Source organism: Rhodococcus sp. MurmanLake-1, assembly GCF_056945715.1.
Genome location: NZ_JBWZNF010000005.1, coordinates 86,878 through 103,142, shown reverse-complemented (window position 1 = coordinate 103,142; position 16,265 = coordinate 86,878). Strand labels below are relative to the sequence as shown.

General features: G+C 61.1%; 22 protein-coding genes. 8 read left to right on the top strand and 14 right to left on the bottom strand.

From position 1 onward, the window contains the following. Positions 1 to 11: 11 nt before the first annotated feature. Positions 12 to 338 (top strand): helix-turn-helix domain-containing protein, encoded by a 327-nt coding sequence (locus tag AC2ETI_RS15800; protein ID WP_223258030.1) that lies wholly within the window; start codon positions 12 to 14, stop codon positions 336 to 338. On the opposite strand, the gene AC2ETI_RS15795 is transcribed toward AC2ETI_RS15800, so the two are convergent. From AC2ETI_RS15795 to AC2ETI_RS15780, 4 genes are all read right to left on the bottom strand, one after another. After that, entirely contained in the window at positions 332 to 1,255 is a 924-nt protein-coding gene (locus AC2ETI_RS15795) for a UTP--glucose-1-phosphate uridylyltransferase (RefSeq protein WP_019747444.1), read from the bottom strand. The two genes, AC2ETI_RS15800 and AC2ETI_RS15795, sit on opposite strands and share 7 nt — an antisense overlap. Positions 1,256 to 1,826: 571 nt before the next feature. Then, entirely contained in the window at positions 1,827 to 2,975 is a 1,149-nt protein-coding gene (locus AC2ETI_RS15790) for a beta-mannosidase (RefSeq protein WP_483634109.1), read from the bottom strand. 46 nt (positions 2,976 to 3,021) lie between these two features. Further along, positions 3,022 to 4,755 carry a glycosyltransferase family 39 protein gene (locus AC2ETI_RS15785; protein WP_046378102.1) on the bottom strand — a complete coding sequence of 578 codons (1,734 nt, stop codon included), beginning with the start codon at positions 4,753 to 4,755 and terminating at the stop codon, positions 3,022 to 3,024. Continuing rightward, positions 4,752 to 6,713 (bottom strand): hypothetical protein, encoded by a 1,962-nt coding sequence (locus AC2ETI_RS15780; RefSeq protein WP_205907559.1) that lies wholly within the window; start codon positions 6,711 to 6,713, stop codon positions 4,752 to 4,754. Before AC2ETI_RS15780 ends, AC2ETI_RS15785 begins: the two co-directional genes overlap by 4 nt. A 306-nt stretch (positions 6,714 to 7,019) precedes the next feature. Here AC2ETI_RS15780 and AC2ETI_RS15775 point away from each other — a divergent pair, with 306 nt between their 5' ends. After that, positions 7,020 to 7,742, top strand: coding sequence for a hypothetical protein (locus AC2ETI_RS15775; RefSeq protein WP_019747448.1), 723 nt, complete (start codon positions 7,020 to 7,022; stop codon positions 7,740 to 7,742). A 33-nt stretch (positions 7,743 to 7,775) separates the two neighbouring features. On the opposite strand, the gene AC2ETI_RS15770 is transcribed toward AC2ETI_RS15775, so the two are convergent. The 9 genes from AC2ETI_RS15770 to AC2ETI_RS15730 form a co-directional block, all read right to left on the bottom strand. After that, positions 7,776 to 7,973, bottom strand: a complete 198-nt coding sequence (locus tag AC2ETI_RS15770; RefSeq protein WP_019747449.1) for a CsbD family protein — start codon at positions 7,971 to 7,973, stop codon at positions 7,776 to 7,778. Positions 7,974 to 8,073: 100 nt separating this feature from the next. Next, positions 8,074 to 8,337: a GlsB/YeaQ/YmgE family stress response membrane protein gene (locus AC2ETI_RS15765; RefSeq protein WP_003943661.1), complete on the bottom strand. Its 264-nt coding sequence runs from the start codon at positions 8,335 to 8,337 to the stop codon at positions 8,074 to 8,076. 409 nt (positions 8,338 to 8,746) lie between these two features. Continuing rightward, positions 8,747 to 9,331, bottom strand: coding sequence for a hypothetical protein (locus AC2ETI_RS15760; RefSeq protein ID WP_020968732.1), 585 nt, complete (start codon positions 9,329 to 9,331; stop codon positions 8,747 to 8,749). Continuing rightward, positions 9,328 to 9,897 carry a DUF6286 domain-containing protein gene (locus AC2ETI_RS15755; RefSeq protein WP_020968731.1) on the bottom strand — a complete coding sequence of 190 codons (570 nt, stop codon included), beginning with the start codon at positions 9,895 to 9,897 and terminating at the stop codon, positions 9,328 to 9,330. Before AC2ETI_RS15755 ends, AC2ETI_RS15760 begins: the two co-directional genes overlap by 4 nt. After that, positions 9,894 to 10,286 carry an Asp23/Gls24 family envelope stress response protein gene (locus tag AC2ETI_RS15750; RefSeq protein WP_019747452.1) on the bottom strand — a complete coding sequence of 131 codons (393 nt, stop codon included), beginning with the start codon at positions 10,284 to 10,286 and terminating at the stop codon, positions 9,894 to 9,896. Before AC2ETI_RS15750 ends, AC2ETI_RS15755 begins: the two co-directional genes overlap by 4 nt. After that, positions 10,279 to 10,458: a hypothetical protein gene (locus AC2ETI_RS15745; protein ID WP_003943629.1), complete on the bottom strand. Its 180-nt coding sequence runs from the start codon at positions 10,456 to 10,458 to the stop codon at positions 10,279 to 10,281. The genes AC2ETI_RS15750 and AC2ETI_RS15745 overlap by 8 nt, the downstream gene beginning before the upstream one ends. Before the next feature lie 38 nt (positions 10,459 to 10,496). Further along, on the bottom strand, positions 10,497 to 10,685 hold the full coding sequence (locus AC2ETI_RS15740; RefSeq protein WP_230544068.1) for a hypothetical protein: 189 nt from the start codon (positions 10,683 to 10,685) through the stop codon (positions 10,497 to 10,499). Positions 10,686 to 10,755: 70 nt separating this feature from the next. After that, positions 10,756 to 11,040, bottom strand: a complete 285-nt coding sequence (locus AC2ETI_RS15735) for an Asp23/Gls24 family envelope stress response protein (protein ID WP_021343181.1) — start codon at positions 11,038 to 11,040, stop codon at positions 10,756 to 10,758. Continuing rightward, positions 11,037 to 11,501, bottom strand: coding sequence for an Asp23/Gls24 family envelope stress response protein (locus AC2ETI_RS15730; RefSeq protein ID WP_355335088.1), 465 nt, complete (start codon positions 11,499 to 11,501; stop codon positions 11,037 to 11,039). The genes AC2ETI_RS15735 and AC2ETI_RS15730 overlap by 4 nt, the downstream gene beginning before the upstream one ends. A gap of 186 nt (positions 11,502 to 11,687) precedes the next feature. Here AC2ETI_RS15730 and AC2ETI_RS15725 point away from each other — a divergent pair, with 186 nt between their 5' ends. Next, a complete protein-coding gene (locus AC2ETI_RS15725; protein ID WP_020968728.1) occupies positions 11,688 to 12,266 on the top strand; it encodes an RNA polymerase sigma factor in 579 nt (192 codons plus the stop codon). Then, the gene (locus AC2ETI_RS15720; protein ID WP_202023085.1) at positions 12,263 to 12,754 is read left to right on the top strand and encodes a hypothetical protein; all 492 of its coding nucleotides are present in this window, start codon (positions 12,263 to 12,265) and stop codon (positions 12,752 to 12,754) included. The genes AC2ETI_RS15725 and AC2ETI_RS15720 overlap by 4 nt, the downstream gene beginning before the upstream one ends. A 219-nt stretch (positions 12,755 to 12,973) precedes the next feature. Here AC2ETI_RS15720 and AC2ETI_RS15715 read toward each other — a convergent pair whose 3' ends face one another. Next, entirely contained in the window at positions 12,974 to 13,222 is a 249-nt protein-coding gene (locus AC2ETI_RS15715) for a hypothetical protein (RefSeq protein ID WP_019747457.1), read from the bottom strand. Positions 13,223 to 13,387: 165 nt separating this feature from the next. Here AC2ETI_RS15715 and AC2ETI_RS15710 point away from each other — a divergent pair, with 165 nt between their 5' ends. The 4 genes from AC2ETI_RS15710 (at position 13,388) to AC2ETI_RS15695 (ending at position 16,253) form a co-directional block, all read left to right on the top strand. After that, positions 13,388 to 13,576, top strand: coding sequence for a PI-type proteinase (locus AC2ETI_RS15710; protein WP_228117918.1), 189 nt, complete (start codon positions 13,388 to 13,390; stop codon positions 13,574 to 13,576). Positions 13,577 to 13,835: 259 nt separating this feature from the next. Beyond that, positions 13,836 to 14,255 carry an STAS domain-containing protein gene (locus tag AC2ETI_RS15705; protein ID WP_019747460.1) on the top strand — a complete coding sequence of 140 codons (420 nt, stop codon included), beginning with the start codon at positions 13,836 to 13,838 and terminating at the stop codon, positions 14,253 to 14,255. Continuing rightward, positions 14,252 to 15,739, top strand: coding sequence for an alpha,alpha-trehalose-phosphate synthase (UDP-forming) (locus AC2ETI_RS15700; RefSeq protein WP_019747461.1), 1,488 nt, complete (start codon positions 14,252 to 14,254; stop codon positions 15,737 to 15,739). Before AC2ETI_RS15705 ends, AC2ETI_RS15700 begins: the two co-directional genes overlap by 4 nt. Positions 15,740 to 15,875: 136 nt before the next feature. Then, the gene (locus tag AC2ETI_RS15695) at positions 15,876 to 16,253 is read left to right on the top strand and encodes a hypothetical protein (RefSeq protein ID WP_019747463.1); all 378 of its coding nucleotides are present in this window, start codon (positions 15,876 to 15,878) and stop codon (positions 16,251 to 16,253) included. Positions 16,254 to 16,265 lie beyond the last annotated feature (12 nt).

The following is a 16,265-nucleotide window of genomic DNA, read 5'->3' as shown; positions in this document are numbered from 1 at the left end:
CTATGACCGGTATGAGCGGTTTTTCGGAATGGGTGAAGCATCAACTGGAACTTCGCCAAGAAACAGACGTAGCCGATGCTGCGCGTGCGCTGGGAATACGCCCCTCCGAGCTCGGTCGGTGGCTGTCCGCGAAACGCCCTCCCACGCAGGACACGATCAGAACTGCTTGCCGCGTCTTCGACGTCCACGTACAGGAAATTCTTGTCGCGGCGGGCTACATGACACCCGACGAGTCGGGTCTGGACGACAAGCCGATTTCACTGTCGTCACTCAGCACCCGAGATCTCCTCGATGAACTGGCGAGACGCTCCGCGTCGCATAGCCTCGCAAGTCAGTAGGTCAGCTGCGGATCCGGCTGATCCAGTCGTTCCTTGAGCCAGACTCTCAATTCCGGTCCGTACTCGGTGCGACTGAGCGCATGGTCGAGAGAGGCCCGCAAAAATCCGCCCGGGTTTCCCAGATCGTGACGCGTTCCGTGATGGACGACGACATGAACCGGATGCCCCTCTGCAATCAGCAGCGCTATCGCATCCGTCAGTTGCAGCTCGCCACCCTGCCCTGGCGAGATTCGTCTGAGCGCGTCGAACACGGCGCGATCGAGAAGGTAGCGTCCGGCCGCAGCGAGAGTGGATGGAGCATCCGCTGGTGCGGGCTTCTCGACCATGCCGACGACGGCAAGCACATCGGGATCACCGCCCTCCACAGGCGCTTGGACGTCGAATACCCCGTAAGCACCAACACGATCCGGCGCGACGTCGAACGCGCACAACACGGAACCGCCTCGCTCGGCACGCACCTTCGCCATCGCGTCGAGAACACCGCAGGGGTGGACCAGATCGTCCGGAAGCAGCACCGCGAACGAGTCCTCGTCCGCATCCAGCACCGATTCGACAAGACCGACAGCGTGCCCCAATCCCAGCGGAGACTCCTGCACAACCGGCTCCACCGAGATCAGGCCTGGAGCCCGACGCACACGCTCGAGTAGATGATGCTTCCCGCTGGCGGCGAGCTTGCCCTCGAGCACCAGATCCTCGACGAAATGCCCGACGACCGATGCCTTGCCCGGCGCAGTGACGATCACCAGACGTTCCGCGCCTGCTTGCGCCGCTTCGCTTGCGACCAGCTCGATCCCGGGTGTATCGACCACGGGGAGCAGCTCTTTCGGAACCGTCTTGGTGGCCGGGAGGAAGCGAGTCCCCATCCCGGCAGCCGGCACCACAGCAGTCTTGAAAGCCCGTTCAGCGCACCCAGTCATCGTTCACCTCTCCGCTCACGCGATGTTTTACACAATTACCGTTACGCGCATGCAGCGATCGTCCCCTCATTCCGACGACCGAAGCTCACACCGCATGTACAGCCTGCGCACAAGGTCTACCGGGCGACCGATGCCGTCGCAAGTTGACCCGAACTCGGAATTCGTTGCGCGCGAGAGCTACACAGCACCCCTCGATGTCACTTCCACGAAGGGCACACGGCACTCCGCGCACTGCCCGTTACCGCAGCGAACGGTTGAGATCCTTTTTCGACGTTGACCACGGCGGGACGTAGTAACTGGCCAAAGAGACAGGTACGACACAACTTCCGAACTCAGCGCCTCAACCGGACCGTCCCCAGCCGACCCGGACGTAGGTCCTGGAGGCGTCGCATCGATGGTCCCGAGCGACTCCACAAGCCTTCAAGTTCGGTTATCCACAAGTGAATGCCACTGAATACCATTGGATGCAAACGAAATAGGGTCATCACGTCACAACGCCAGGTTCAGGTTGTTATCAGATCGTGACCATACTCCCACTGGGCGGAACTCCTAGTGGACTACCAGCAGTGTCCTAACTTGCCAGTGAAGCGATCACGTCGAAGAGTGGATCATCGGGCCCGATGTCCATTGTGCACTCGTTCGGCCGCGGATCCGGTACGAAGGCCCACAGGAGAGCTCCGGCCGTGCCGGCCGCCTTCTGCCCCGTCAGCTTCGTCTCGATATTCGTGGCTCGGGTTGCCAATGATTCACAACTGCCCGCCAATTCGCCTGTCTCAGCGACCAACAACGGCTTCGAGACGTTCGTGGCCTGTTCGATGCGACGCGCCAGTCCGTTCCACTGGTCGCCCGGAAGCGGAACCCCGTCTGCTCCGTAGTCGTGATACTGCAGAATGTCGACGAAGTCGGACTCGCTCACGTATTGGTAGTCGTCACCAGCAGTGCCGCACTGACCGCCCCCGACGTATCCGGCCGTGATCAGGGTGTTCGGATCGATCGCCCGAAGTTCGGCGCCTGCCGTGTCGAAGAACTTCCGCAACACCTGCGCGGAATCAGACGGGCACGTTCTTGTCCACCAATTGCAGGCGGCGTCGGTACACAGGCTCGGTTCCGGCTCCCCCACCAATTCCCACGCCGCGACGGAAGGCTCGTTCTTCCAACGGTCGACGGCGGTGTGCATCCAGTCCTGAAAGCTCATGGTGGCTCGACCTGGGATCAGGTTCGCAACCTTCCAGTCGTCGGTGTACCAGTCCCTGGATTTGAACAGCCCGTCATCACACCCGCTGTCCTGTGGTGAGAGCACCGGAATCGTCAACTGGTTGTGTCGCGCCGCAGCGTCGAACACCGCGTCCATCGGTCCGAAATCCATCTGCCCGGACACCTTGTTCACCGCGAGCGCTTGGAAGGCGTTGAAACGCGTGACGGAATTCGGTGGCAGAGAACCGAAGTAGGCATCGAGATCGACCATCGCGCCACAGCCGAAGTTCACCGACCAATCAGTGGCCAGTTGATAAGCATTGAGCCCGGTGGGCCACCACGGCTGTCCGTCGAGTGTCAGTCCGCTCGACGACGCTCCGACCCGAACCGTCTTGGGCGAATCGGCAACCACCGGCGTCGTGAACATTCCTGTCACGACCGCGACGGTTGCAAAGCTGACTACAGCGGCAGCGATACGGCGACGCACTGTGCCACGCACACGCGGACGCGCTTCTTCAGAAGACATCTACAACCATCCACGTCATACGGACAATCCTCCCACACGAATTCCCTCATCGACCCGTTTGACGTTCACCGGTCACGCGATACAAACGCCAGGCCGAAGGGTCCATGCCGCCGTCGTTGGGCACCTCGAGCACCAGTGCTCCCACACCGCCGGCACCGGTGTCGTACATCGTCGGATAACGCCGATTGACCGCGTCCGACACACCGCGACCGGTGTTCGGAACCGACAGGATGTACTCGACGTGATGTTCGGCCGGGTTGTTCAGTACGCGCACGAAGTCCGCATCGGAAGGCACGACGAATTGCCGAGGGTTGTTCGACGACGCCACGACGGCATAGCTCTGCACGGTGTCGAGCAGAACCGACCCCTCCGGCAGAGCCAAGTCGTCCAGGTACCTGGCGATGCGACGCTCGGCCGCAAACGTGCGTAGATTCGTCTGCTCCTCCAGGTTCTGGCGGCCCGGAATGATCGCGCTGGCAATGGAATGCTCGAGCACTGCGATCCGCGCACTACCCATCGCGACAAACGTGACCAGCGTCGACCCGACCAGCAAGCACAGGGAGATCACAAGAGGTAGAGACGGTCCCGCCTGCTCGGGGTACGTCGACACCGAGCGCGACGCAGCAGCCCCTGGTCGACGCGTGATGACCGGCGCTCCGCGAGGAGCGATCAGGACGACCAATACGAAACACAGCGGAATGATCGAAATGTAGAAGCGCAGAAGAGGAAACGTCGATCCCATCAGGTAGAGCAACGTCTGCGCTCCGAGGATGGCGCCGAACAGCACAAGAGGCACCACCACTTCGGTGTCGCGCCGCCGAAGTGCGTAGATGACTGCCAGGACCACGAACACCGGGAGCGCCGGCCCGAGTACCGCCATTTCGGTGATCGAGAACGCAAGGCGGGCAACCGGTGAGTCGGTTCCGGCACCAGCCTGTTCCAGGATGGAACTGTTCCCGTACACCGACGAGAACTGTTGGAACGCTTGACCCGTGATGAGCCAACTGGCAAACGACCACAAGGCGAAGGCCAGGAAACCCGGCATCAGCACGACGGCGCCGTCGAGCGCTGCTGCCCAGAGCCGCAAGCCAGGTCCTGCGCCCTCGCCCCGCTCCTCCGCTGTCGGTTGAAAACGAAGCCAACTCACCACGGTCACCAGCACCACCGCGACAGACAGAGGTGCCAATGCGTCGTATCGAGTGAGGTACGCCAGAGCGAACGCGAGGCCCGCACCGATGAGGTCGTGTACGTCGTCGCTGCGCATCCACCGAATCAGTCGACGTGTCGCCCACAGAACGAAGAAAAGGAACGGAGCTTCGCTCATTCCGCTCGCCGCGTACATGACGATCATCGGATTGACAGCGAACAGCACGGTAAGGACGACGGTGACCCATCGCGGACACCCACGGTCGCGGCTGATCCCGCGTATCTGAATCACCGCGCCAGCCATGAAGGCCGCGGACATCACGACCGCAGTGATGTTCCACCGCAGCAGATCCGGCCACCAATGACCCATCAGGCCCATCGGAATCTGGACTGCCGCCGTCAACGGGGTGAACACGAATCCGATCGCCGCGAAGTGCGGATCACGGCTGAGCAGCATCGCCGACACCGCGGCGACACGACTGAGCGAATCGGTGAAGATGAACCCGATACCCGCGTTCATCCATACGCCCAACGCGGTGTAGATCGCGAAGAGCACGACGAACATCCGCCATGGCTTCCGGCCCGGTAGATCGTGGACCGCGACGGACAGGGCCGGGCGATCGGTGACGGTCACTGTCCGCGACGCCGAGCCACGAGCACACCACCGACGGCAACAGCGATCAGAACCACGGTCCCGAATCCGATCCAGCCGATCGTGACCGCGCTCAGTCCGGTCTCTTCTTCGGCCGAGGTCGCAGTGCCCAACGGGGCGACGTCGACTCCGACGTCGAACGGCTCACCTCCGCGAGGTGCGACCAGTAGATCGCCGGTCAGTTCTGCGAACCGGTCTTTCCCACCTTCCAACCAGTTGAGCAGACCGTCGGCATCGGCCGCATCACCCTCAGACGTCAGCGCCACTACTTCGTTGTGCGAACCCGAAACCACCTGCAAGGCACCGTATTGTCCACCGAATTCCAGACCCTGCAAGCGCAGGAGACCTTGATCTGCCGTGTCCATGGGTAGAGCCACCGGAGTGGGCAGCGTCCCGTCCGCCGCGATCAACAACGCCGGCAGCGAACTGGTCGCCGCGTCGCCGAACGGGAGCACGCGCGGTTGCAGCGGCAGATAGCTCAACCGCTGCATCGCGACAACGAGGCGCTGGGCTCGAACGAGATCTGCGAAATCACCGTGACTCAAACCGACATCGAGTGTGGGCAGCATCGACTGAGGCAAGGACTGGAATCCTCCAGGCGTCGGCGGGAATCCGGTAGTGGACGTGATGGTGCTGGCCGGATCCACAGTGAGCGAAGAAGGGCTACTGGTGCCGCACTGGAAGTCGCCGGTCACATCCATCGAGACCTCGAACGTCAAGTCGCGACGCAGGAGTTCGTTCGGAACATCGACGCCGATGTCGAAGCGCCCTGTCTCGTTAACCGTCTGCGAGGCGAGTCGTCTATCCCCGAGTGAGATCGACAGTTCTCCGTTACGCGAATTCGGTAGCGGGACATAGGAACCAATCATTCGCACCGAGACATCCTTCATCGGACGCCCCAGTTGCGACTGACTGAACGGGACGCCGACCTCGATGTGATTGAGACCGGAAGCCGTCAGCGTTCCGAGCTTCAGCTCACCGACGGTGATGGCGTCCTGGGAAATCTGGGCAACCGCGTTGTCCGGTGACGCCAGCGCTCTGCTCGCCGCCCAGTAGCCGTCGAAGTTCGCCGCCAAGAGACTGACCTGAGGAACGAGCATCTTGTCGTCCCCTGAAATCCGCAGCACGGGTGAACCATTCGGCGCCGTCGCGAGATCGATGCCGGCGTCCCCACTGTTACCGAGCACTACAGCTCTCTCGAACAGTCCCGGCTCAGCGGAGGGCAGACTCTGGCCGTTCGGCAGCTGCTCCACCACCACGGCACCAGGCTGACTTCCGTACTTGTTGACAATCGCTGCACTCAGTTGCAAAGCCGCACTCTGCTGCGCCCCTGACGAACCATCCGTGACGTAGATGGTTGCCTTCCTCAAAATCGGTGGGAAGAAGGTTGCAACAGTTGTGGGCTGTCGCTCTGCACCGTCGTAGGCGACAAAGGCATCCCGGAGCGCGAGGGGCTGGTATCTCGTTCGGTCGTAGCAGCGGTCGTCGACGGGAACTAGGTGAGCGATCATCGATACGGTCACACTACGGTCGACCACTTCGAGACCTTGCAAGGGAACCGAAATCGGTAACCCGGCCCCGGCCTGCCCGGCGTCGAAGTCGACGCGGCTCACCAATCTGCCGTCCGAAGTCACTTCGAGCCAGCCCCTACTGAAGTCGGTCGGGGCGGTCAGGATTCCGGTCACGGCTGTTGCGGTGAGTCCGTCCGGCACCGGCACGGTCACCAACACTGGTGCGTCATCGGAAGAGAACACGATGTCCGTTCCTCGGCCGAGTTCGGTGAAGGAGATCGGAGTTGTGGCTGCGGCGACCACCGAAGTATCTGCGTCGTCCTCGAAATCCTGGGCCGAGGCGACACTGCCGAGAGGAAGCAACAAAGTCACCGCGACAGCCACCGGCATTGCCAGCGCGCGCGTCAGCCAGGTTCGAGAGTGGCCCATCAGCGTGTCTCCTCGACATTTCTTGTTTCCGCGCAATCACCAAACACAAATCACGAGTAGCAATCTCGCCAGTTCGCGACGGTCGCAGGTCCGATCGCACCGTTACGGACAAACGAACCATAACGACCAATTTGTGCGTTTGGCTAATTATCCCGACCGGCGAGACTTTTGTTACGGCGCGTCACATGATTAGCAATCGCTGCCGCTGGGAAGCCGAAAGAAACCGTCCGCAAGCCCGTCAACACGCCTGAACGTCCGTCCAGTCTGGGCGCTTCGGGGGGCGGAGAATTCTCAGACAAGGAAGCTGTGACGCTCAATTCGATCATCCCCGCCGGCAAGAGCGCGATCGGAAAGCTGGTCGGCGCACCGTTCCACTTCGCATCATCGCTGCGCATGGCCAGGGTTTTTCACCCGCACGGGATCGAACTGAAGGGAACATTGAAGCCGGCCACCCCGTGGTGGCCGGTAACGGAGTCGTCGACGATTACCGTCACCGCTCGAATGTCGAAAGCACTCGGAATTCCGGGAGACCTACCCGACATACTTGGCCTGGCGCTTCGGTTGCACGATGTCGGCGCAGATGAAAACCCGTGGGACATTCTTCTCGCAACATCAGGACTTTCTACCTTCTCGAAAATGTTTCCAGCTCCGGCTTTCTCGTGGAACGGCGCGAGATACAGCACACTGGTTCCTTACTCACGCGCGGGCGGGGCCGCGGCGTGGCTGATCGTGACACCGCGCGGCGTCCACCCGGCCGGCACTTCTTTGTCTGCATTAAAAGCTGCGGTCGATCATTCCCCGCTGCACTTCTCCGTGTACCTCGCGAGAATTCAACTTCAGTTGATACCGATCGGACATCTCTGTCTCGACGAAGTCGAGGACCACCCGGATTGCCTCCAGCCGTCCTTCGATCCGATCCTGAACAGGCCGGCACACATGCGCATGCTTCCGGAGTGGCTCGCGGAAACGCGGAAGCTAGCGTATCGCGGTAGCCGCGACGGCCGAGGAGACACACAAAAGCGCGGTTGACCGGACATGCCGGTCAACCGCGCCGAAACTCATTCAGCTTGTGAACTTGTCCTTGATATCCGAGACCTTGTCACTGACAGTGTCGCCGGCCTTCTTGACCTTTGCCTCGCCCTGATCGGCAACACCTTCGGCAGCCAGATCGTCATTGCCCGTGGCATTTCCGATCTTTTCCTTGGCTTCGCCGATGAGATCCTCAGCGCGGTGCTTTGCCTTGTCGATGAAGTCAGACATGTGTTTCTCCTTCTTGAATTCGGTGTGGATTCGGTCGTGCGTTCGGCCGTGGGATTCGGCCGTGGGATTCAGTCGAACTCGAACTGCGTGGACAAATGTGTCAGCGCTTTCCGGTGACTGCCTTGACCAGGAACAGCAAGATGACTGCACCGAGAAGGCAAGTGAGGAAGCTGAAGATCCAGCCTGCACCCTCGACATCGACGCCGAAGACTCGAAGCAGGAAACCACCGATCAGGCCGCCGATCACACCGACAACGATGTTGAGGAAGATCCCCTGCTGCGCATCGGTTTTCATGATCTTACTGCCGATCCAACCCGCCAGCCCACCGATGATGATCCAGGCGATGATACCGAGAGGAAGCATTTGAACTCCTTAGAGTAAAGAGGGACGGCGCAATGAGTGACTGCCGGTGAAGGGAGAGTTCCGAGCGATCGGCCCGCGCAACTAGACCGTGATCGCGGGTTGTGTTTGCACACAACCAGACTCTCCGCCGCACGACGCGGGGGATCGTGCACTCAGTAGCAGCCACATTGTCTGCTTACCTTTCTATCAGGTGTTCACGACAGAACCAAAATGACTGGCGATTCACCACATACGAGAAACGACACTCACCGACGCGCACATGATCAGCGTCACTACGATCGCGATCGCCATCGAAGTGACGGTCGCAAGGAGCACCGTGACACACAGTGCCACAGCAACATCCATGACTCTGTGCACGATCGGGAGGTCTACCAATACCCGGTCACCGGGAGGCTCAAACCTCGATTGATCAGAGAGTTCTCGGCTCATCGCGTTTCGCGCTTTCCACGGCGATGTGAGTTCTGGTCGCGACGGATGGATCACCGACCATCGACTCGACTTGATCCCCCGTGTCAGTGACGCGAGAAATCAACTCGGACAACGTTTCCGATCCGGATACGACGCTACGTCTCAATGTCACTCGCAAATCGATCGTGCGAACTCCACGATCGAGCAACGCTTTTCCTCGGACACGCGACACTTCGTCGAAGTCCTCCAGTGATGCGCTCGCCCCTTCCGCCACCGCACCCAGATCCGCGGTGATGGAATTGTGTGAGTTCGACCCAGGGACCGTGATCTCCTTCACCCGACGCAGCGGCACATGCGCGATCAACCACCGCAACGCGAGGAGGACTAGCAATACTCCCCCAGCTCCGACAGCCCATGGCCACCACGAGTGATCGACAAGATCTTCAGCCCACGGGATCTCGATACGCGCCGGGAAATCCTTGATCGCGTCGAGATTCCACAGGATCGCTGCAACTCCCAGCGCTACCGCGAGCATCCCCACCACGCATGTCGCCACGCGATCCATCGCCGTCGCCGTCCGAGTCATGACATCGATCCCGTCTGGATACGAACCTTGATTCGCGGCGATGGTGACAGCGACCCGGCCAAGTCCCCCAGCACCGCACGGATCTCCGATTCAGCGGTCGCGGCTCCATCGGGCGTGACCGAGGCCTTCACTTCCAGCTTGCGCCGGGTCGCGTGTGACGAAGCGGATCGAACCTGGGCCAGTGACTCGACGCGAACAGACGCTATCGCCGCTACATCGGCGGGATCGATCCATGTATTCGCGACTCCGACCAAGGCATTGGCAGTCTTTCGTCGCGGTTTGAGTCCGAGGATGACGAACCACAGGCCGAGAACGACGGCTGCGATCCCCGCCGGCAACATCCAACCCTGGTACGCGAGCCCGTCCACATATGCGGCAGCACTTGGTATCCACTGCGACCCGGTGATCACGCCGGTATCCACCAGCGCGTCGCGGACGCCGACCACGCCGAGCGCGAGTAGCGCCGCGGCGATGAGGAATCCAGTGACGGCCGATCCGGGCGCCGCAAGGGGAACAGGAGCAGCAGCCCTCGAGGCAGTGGGTGGTGCGACCTTGTCGGCGGTCATCGCACTTTCCTTCCCGCGTCACGCTTGGTCGATGCCGGGAGAACGCTCACGATCGCCACGTCCACGCCGTCTACGTCCAGGCCCGATACAGACTGCAACTGGGTTGTCACGTTCTCTCGCACCGCGGTACCGATGACCGACAAGGATCCGGGCCACTCGATCGCGATGTCCACCTTGGCCCGTACCCGCTTGCCGGATACCAGCACTCGCGCCCTCGGCAATTCGCGCCCGGTCAGTTTGTCCATGCCGGCGGCGTGATGGCGCACCCCCGGGGTTCCGCGCGTCGCCTCGAGAACCAACTTCTGCGCGACTCTGTCTCGAATCGTCAGCGTTCCGCGATCGCCCGGCTCACCAAGCACAGACGACTCCGGTCGAGCTGTCTCAGCCACGTCCGCGACCCTTCAGCATCACACCGAGATCGAACTCGCCGTCACGCTGACCACCGACGAGGTATCCAATCACACCGAGAACCAGAGCGATGAGGAATCCGGTGAAACCGCCTGCAGCAGCTGCGACTCCGAGAAGTAGTCCTGCCAGTAGGCCGACAGTCGAGGTGGTCATGTGAATCCTCCGTTGTGGATGATGTTCGATGGTGCCTGTCAGATCTCGGTGTAGGTCTTTGCACCCGGAAACCGAGCGCGCACCCGCGTGTACTGGGCCCGAACGGGTTTGGCTATCTGTCGCATCGTGCCGCGCAGCGACGTGCGCACAACCACACCGATCGGGGATGCGAAGTCCCGGTCGACGCGTTTGAGTGCTCGATTGAGCGCGTCGGCAGATCCGCCCACGTCGGGGTGGTAGTTCCTGATCGCCTCTCGGCGTGCGGATCGTCGATCGGGAACTGAACCCCGAGAGTGCTCAGGCATCGCGTCCACGACCGACTACGTCTTCCACTGTCACGTTCACGGGGCCTGTAACGAGTCCTGAAACCGCTTGGCGGATACGTAAAGCCGTGTCTCGAACGGCGGCGTCGGCGAAGATGCACACATGGATGTCTGTCGACGACTCCGTCACCCGCACGCCGACGACGCGGCGACCGGGGAGGTACGTGCCAACCTCGCCGAACATTCCGGCATGAAGCGAGGCGACCCCAGGTACCCCCGTCACAGCCGCCGCGATGGTGTCAGCGATTTCGGAACTCACTGCACCCGTGCAGTCTTGGGCTCGCCGGTTTCGTCGTCGCTGCCCTCGTCGAGGTGGACGTCGTGAACTGTGATGTTCACCTCGGTCACTTCGAGACCCGTCATCCGTTCGAGCGCCGCAATGACGTTGCGGCGAATGCCGGTGGCCAGATCGGCGAGCGATACGCCGTACTCGGCCACGATATCGATGTCGACCGCTGCCTGCTTTTCGCCGACCTCGACCGATACTCCCTGGGAGTGGTTGACACTCGCGCCGGGGATCCGCTCGCGCAGTGCCCCGACAACCCGGGACGCTCCGCCGCCGACGTCGTACACACCGCTCACCTCTCGCGTGGCGATGCCGGCAATCTTCGAGACAACGGTGTCGGCGATCGACGTCTTTCCTTGAGAGCTCTCGAGAGCCGAGTCGTTCGATGATGCAACATCCTTCGTAGATGCTGTCGCAACCTGTGTGCTGACCATTGTCATCTCCTCCTGTTGATCGATCTACCTGTGTAGTCGTCACTCGAAGGCAAAACCGAATGCCCCAGTCAGGTGACGTGCATCACTGACACTTGTTAGTTACTGTCCGTAACATTCAACGCCCCGGCCGGGCGAACAATCTTCGAACGCAGCCGAGTTTTCCGCATTTCCGCGAGAGGAGCGACTGTGGCGTTACCGCACACACAGGGGCTCACCGAAGCACCTGACGGCTTGGACACCGCAACGGTGGACGCTGCGATACTCGGCGACCGAGAAGCATTCGAGTCACTGGTGCACTACTACGGACCTGCACTTCACCGCTATGCGCGTCGAATGCTCGCAGATGAAGGCGACATTCTCGAGGTAGTCCAGGACACCTTCGTGGCCGCGTGGCGCCGACTCGATTCATTTCGTGGCGAATCGTCGATGCGAACATGGCTTTTCGCGATCTGTTCCCGAAAGATCGTGGACAGCTATCGAATCAAGAGAGCGCAACCGATCGACGACAAGCTGCTGGATCCTCTCGTGCCGTCTCCCGAGGCCGGCCCGTTCGACACGACCTCGAACGCCGCGTTCCTGGAGGCACTGGAAGAAGCGTTGGGTGAATTGCCTTATCGCCAGCGTGCGGCCTGGACGCTGCGAGAGGTGGAGATGCTCACGTTCGTTCAAATCGGCAAGATTCTGAGACTCACTCCGGATGCAGTGCGAGGGCATCACCATCGTGCACGGGCTAACCTGAGTGAACGAATGACGAGGTGGCGATGACTGAATCACGAACCGACGCATTGATGGCGCACGCATCCGACGTCCTGCGGAACGCTCCCGAGCCAGGCTGGGATCGAATCAGCGACAAGGTGATCCGGGCGCTACGGTCGACCTCGGCGTCCGGTTGGCCGCTCGACGCACACGCGTCCGAAGGTCCACGTCTAGGCACGGTGTCGGTGAGCGATCACGTACTCCGCACCCATTTGGCCGCCGAGATACGTTCTCGACACCACTGCTCGCCGAGCAGTATCGAGTTCTTCGTCGACGGCCACGAAATACGTTCACTACGTATCGAACTGGCAGCGCCATACGGAGTGGATCTGGCCGAACTGTCGGACCGGGTTCGATTCACCGTCGTCGATGTCGTTCACCTGATCCTCGGCGACATGGACCCACCCGTCTCTGCAGAGAACGTCCACATCGCCGTAGTCGACATCGTGGATGATCTACCTGCCGAGGAGAACACCAAAAGCCACTCCGAGCACTAGGTGTTTGTTCGGCAAGTGTTTGGGAACCCGGCACTCATGACCACTCCCCCACCACCGGATCCGGGCCCCGTCCCCGACCCGGGGTCGCCGACACCACCCGCGCCGGCACCACCCGATCCGCTGAATCCCCCGCCCGTGCCACCGACTCCGACGCCACCGAACCCGTATCCCCCGGATCCGATCCCGCAGATCTGAAGTCAGCTGCCCCGAACACAAACTTCAGCCGCCGAGTTCGGCGATCATCTCGCTCAACGATTCTGCGGCGATACGTAGTTCACCTTCGTCGGGGTTGTCGGGCGAGGATGGTAGGCGCTCGGCCAACTGCTCGCGAGTGACAAGCGAGATACCATCGAGGCCGAACCCTTCTTCATCGGGGACGTAGATCTCGATCTCACCCCCAACCGCTACCAATTCCGAATGGGGCCCGCTGCCCAGCAGTGCACGCAGGTGTTCGGTCGTCACGGTCATATGGTTCACGTGAAATCTCCTGCTTCGGTGACAGCTGACTTTGCTGGTATGGCTCGACGTGACGTACTGGCTCGACGTGACGTACTACCCCTATTGAGTACCCCTCGCGGGTGAGCAAGAAACGACAAGTACATGAACACCAACCTTCAGAGAGACGCAGCCACCATGAGTGAACGAAATTCCACCGACCGCACTGATCAGACGGACGAGCCGCAGACCACCGGCACCGACCACGGTCCCGGAACCGGGGCCGATGCCGCACACAAGGACGTTCAGACCGATCCGTCGGGCGAGCGTACGTGGGCCGACGAGGGTGGAGCCTCGAGTACCGGCCCGGCAACCGACACCGACTGATCGCGCAAGAGCTCAGTCATCGGGACCAAGGTCCCGTGGGCCGACGCTCACGGGTCCTTGAAATCCTTACGGATCTAACGCTTTTCACCTGGGTTTTCGCGATGCGGTAAGGTAGGCACTCAGCACGGTTGAGTACCCAGCCGTTGAAGACGAGCACGGTTCGTGCGTTGCTTCCCGTGCCGTTTCCCGGTTTCGAACGAAACCGTTTCGAACCAGACCGTTCGAACGAACCGTTTCGAGCAATCCGTCAGGAGTTTCGATGAACGAGTTTTCGAGAACTACAGATGAGCGTACGGACAGTCCCCCCACATTCACCACGACGTGTGCGGAAAACATTCAATCACTCGTGGTCAGCGGCGAGATCGACGTCCGGTCCCGAGCTGATTTCGCTGCCTGCGTCGACGACCTGATCGGTGAGCGTCACCCGTTCGTACTCGACTGCTCGGACGTCCAGTTCATCTCCGTCGGAGGTCTTTCCATCATCGAGACTCTGTCGGCCAAGGCACGAAGGCTCGGCGTTCCTTGGACGCTCGTCGCAGCGCACCCCGTCAGGCGCCCGCTGTCTCTTCTGAAGATGGACGCAGACATCGTGTTCACCGACTCGACAGCCGAGGCGGTCACATACCTGTCCTCGACCACCGTGCTGGACGAGACCCTGGCGGAGCCGATGTCGGCGTGAGTACCGATCTCGAAAAGCTCTCCGAATTCGTCGTCGTCGCAAACCGACTACCCGTCGATCTCGAAACCGACGAGGACGGTGGCAAGAACTGGAAGCGAAGTCCGGGTGGACTCGTCACTGCTCTCGAACCCATCCTGCGACAGCGAGACGGCGCTTGGGTCGGCTGGCCGGGCGTCGCGGACGAGAAGGTAGATCCCATAGTGGTTGACGGCCTTCGTCTGTTTCCCGTCGAGCTGACCTCTCAGGACCTCGCCGAGTACTACGAGGGGTTCTCCAACGACACGCTGTGGCCGCTCTACCACGACGTCCTGGTGGCACCGACGTTCGAACGGTCGTGGTGGCACACGTACGTCGCGGTCAACCAGCGGTTCGCCGAGGAAACCGCCCGTTGCGCCGCGGACGGAGCCACCGTCTGGGTGCAGGACTATCAATTGCAACTCGTGCCGGCAATGCTGCGCGAACTGCGTCCGGACCTGACGATCGGGTTCTTCCTTCACATTCCGTTTCCTCCGGTCGAGCTCTTCATGCAGCTTCCGTGGCGCAAGGAGATCGTCAAGGGAATGCTGGGCGCCGATCTGATCGGCTTCCACTTGCCTGGTGGCGCAAACAATTTCCTGTTTTTGGCCCGAAAACTACTCGGACTCAAGACAACGACCGCGGGCGTCGGTGTTCGAAGTGCGCTCGGGCATGTGGATTTCGACTCTCGCGTCGTCAAGGTGGGGGCATTTCCCATCTCCGTCGATTCGGCCGAGCTGGAGCGCCAGTCGAAGAGCGAATCGGTCCTGCGCCGCGCACGCGAATTGAAGGAAGAGCTCGGAAATCCCGAAAAAATCCTGCTGGGAGTCGACCGCCTGGACTACACCAAGGGCATCGACCTGCGACTGCAAGCCCTCAAGGAACTCCTCGACGAGGGCCGCTTGGATCCGGAGAAGTACACGATGGTGCAGCTCGCCACGCCCAGTCGTGAACGCGTGCAACACTATATCGACCTTCGCAGTGTCATCGAGGAACAGGTGGGCCGCATCAACGGCGACCACAGTCAGATCGGCCGCCCCGTAGTTCACTACCTGTATCAGCCGGTCGACCGCGAAGAACTGATCGCACTGTTCGTCGCTGCCGACGTCATGCTCGTGACGCCGATGCGTGACGGGATGAATCTGGTGGCCAAGGAGTACGTGGCCTGCCGAGGCGACCTCGGAGGCGCTCTCGTTCTCAGCGAGTTCACCGGTGCTGCAATGGAATTACGACAGTCATACCTGGTCAACCCGCACGATTTGGACGGCGTGAAAAATACAATCCTGACCGCAGTTCATCAGGATCCGAAAGAGGGCCGTCGCCGTATGGCTGCGCTGCATCGCCAGGTCATGACGCATGATGTGCATCAGTGGGCCGAGTCGTTCCTGACGGCACTTTCGCCGCCCGAACCGCGCCCGGACAATCAGTTCGTCACGGAGCGCGAGTCTGACTTTGCACGCAACAACTGACCCCGTGGGCTTGCGTCAAGGGTGAGCGGAGACTCGAGCTAGGATTGGTTTCAGTTCATCGTCAAGCAGCGGCTGCGAACTGATCTCCTCAACATAGCCGTGCAATGCTGCATCGGCCCAGAAAGACAGGCCGACCATGCCCCTCACGGTGAAGTACTCCGAAACCTACAACGACGCTCTCATCGCGCTCGCTGCTGCTACTCATCGGCCGGCCAATGTGGTGAACCTGTTCGGCGAGTACGCCATTCGTGTCGATCTCGAATACAACCGTTATCTTCTGGCGACCAATACCGCGGCCGGACTCTCCGATCGACCCGACAACGGAGAATCGTGGCTGGTGCGGTTCTTCCAATCCGAAAACACCGACACACCGGATCGCCTCCTCGCGGAAGCGTCGCATCAATGGTTGGTCGATGCTTTGGACGCCGCGCTCGAACAGATCGAAGCGGCAGGCAACAAGATCTCCGCCGACGCGGACTTCGGCGACCCTACCCGCACCGAAACTCCATCCTGAACGGCATCGTAT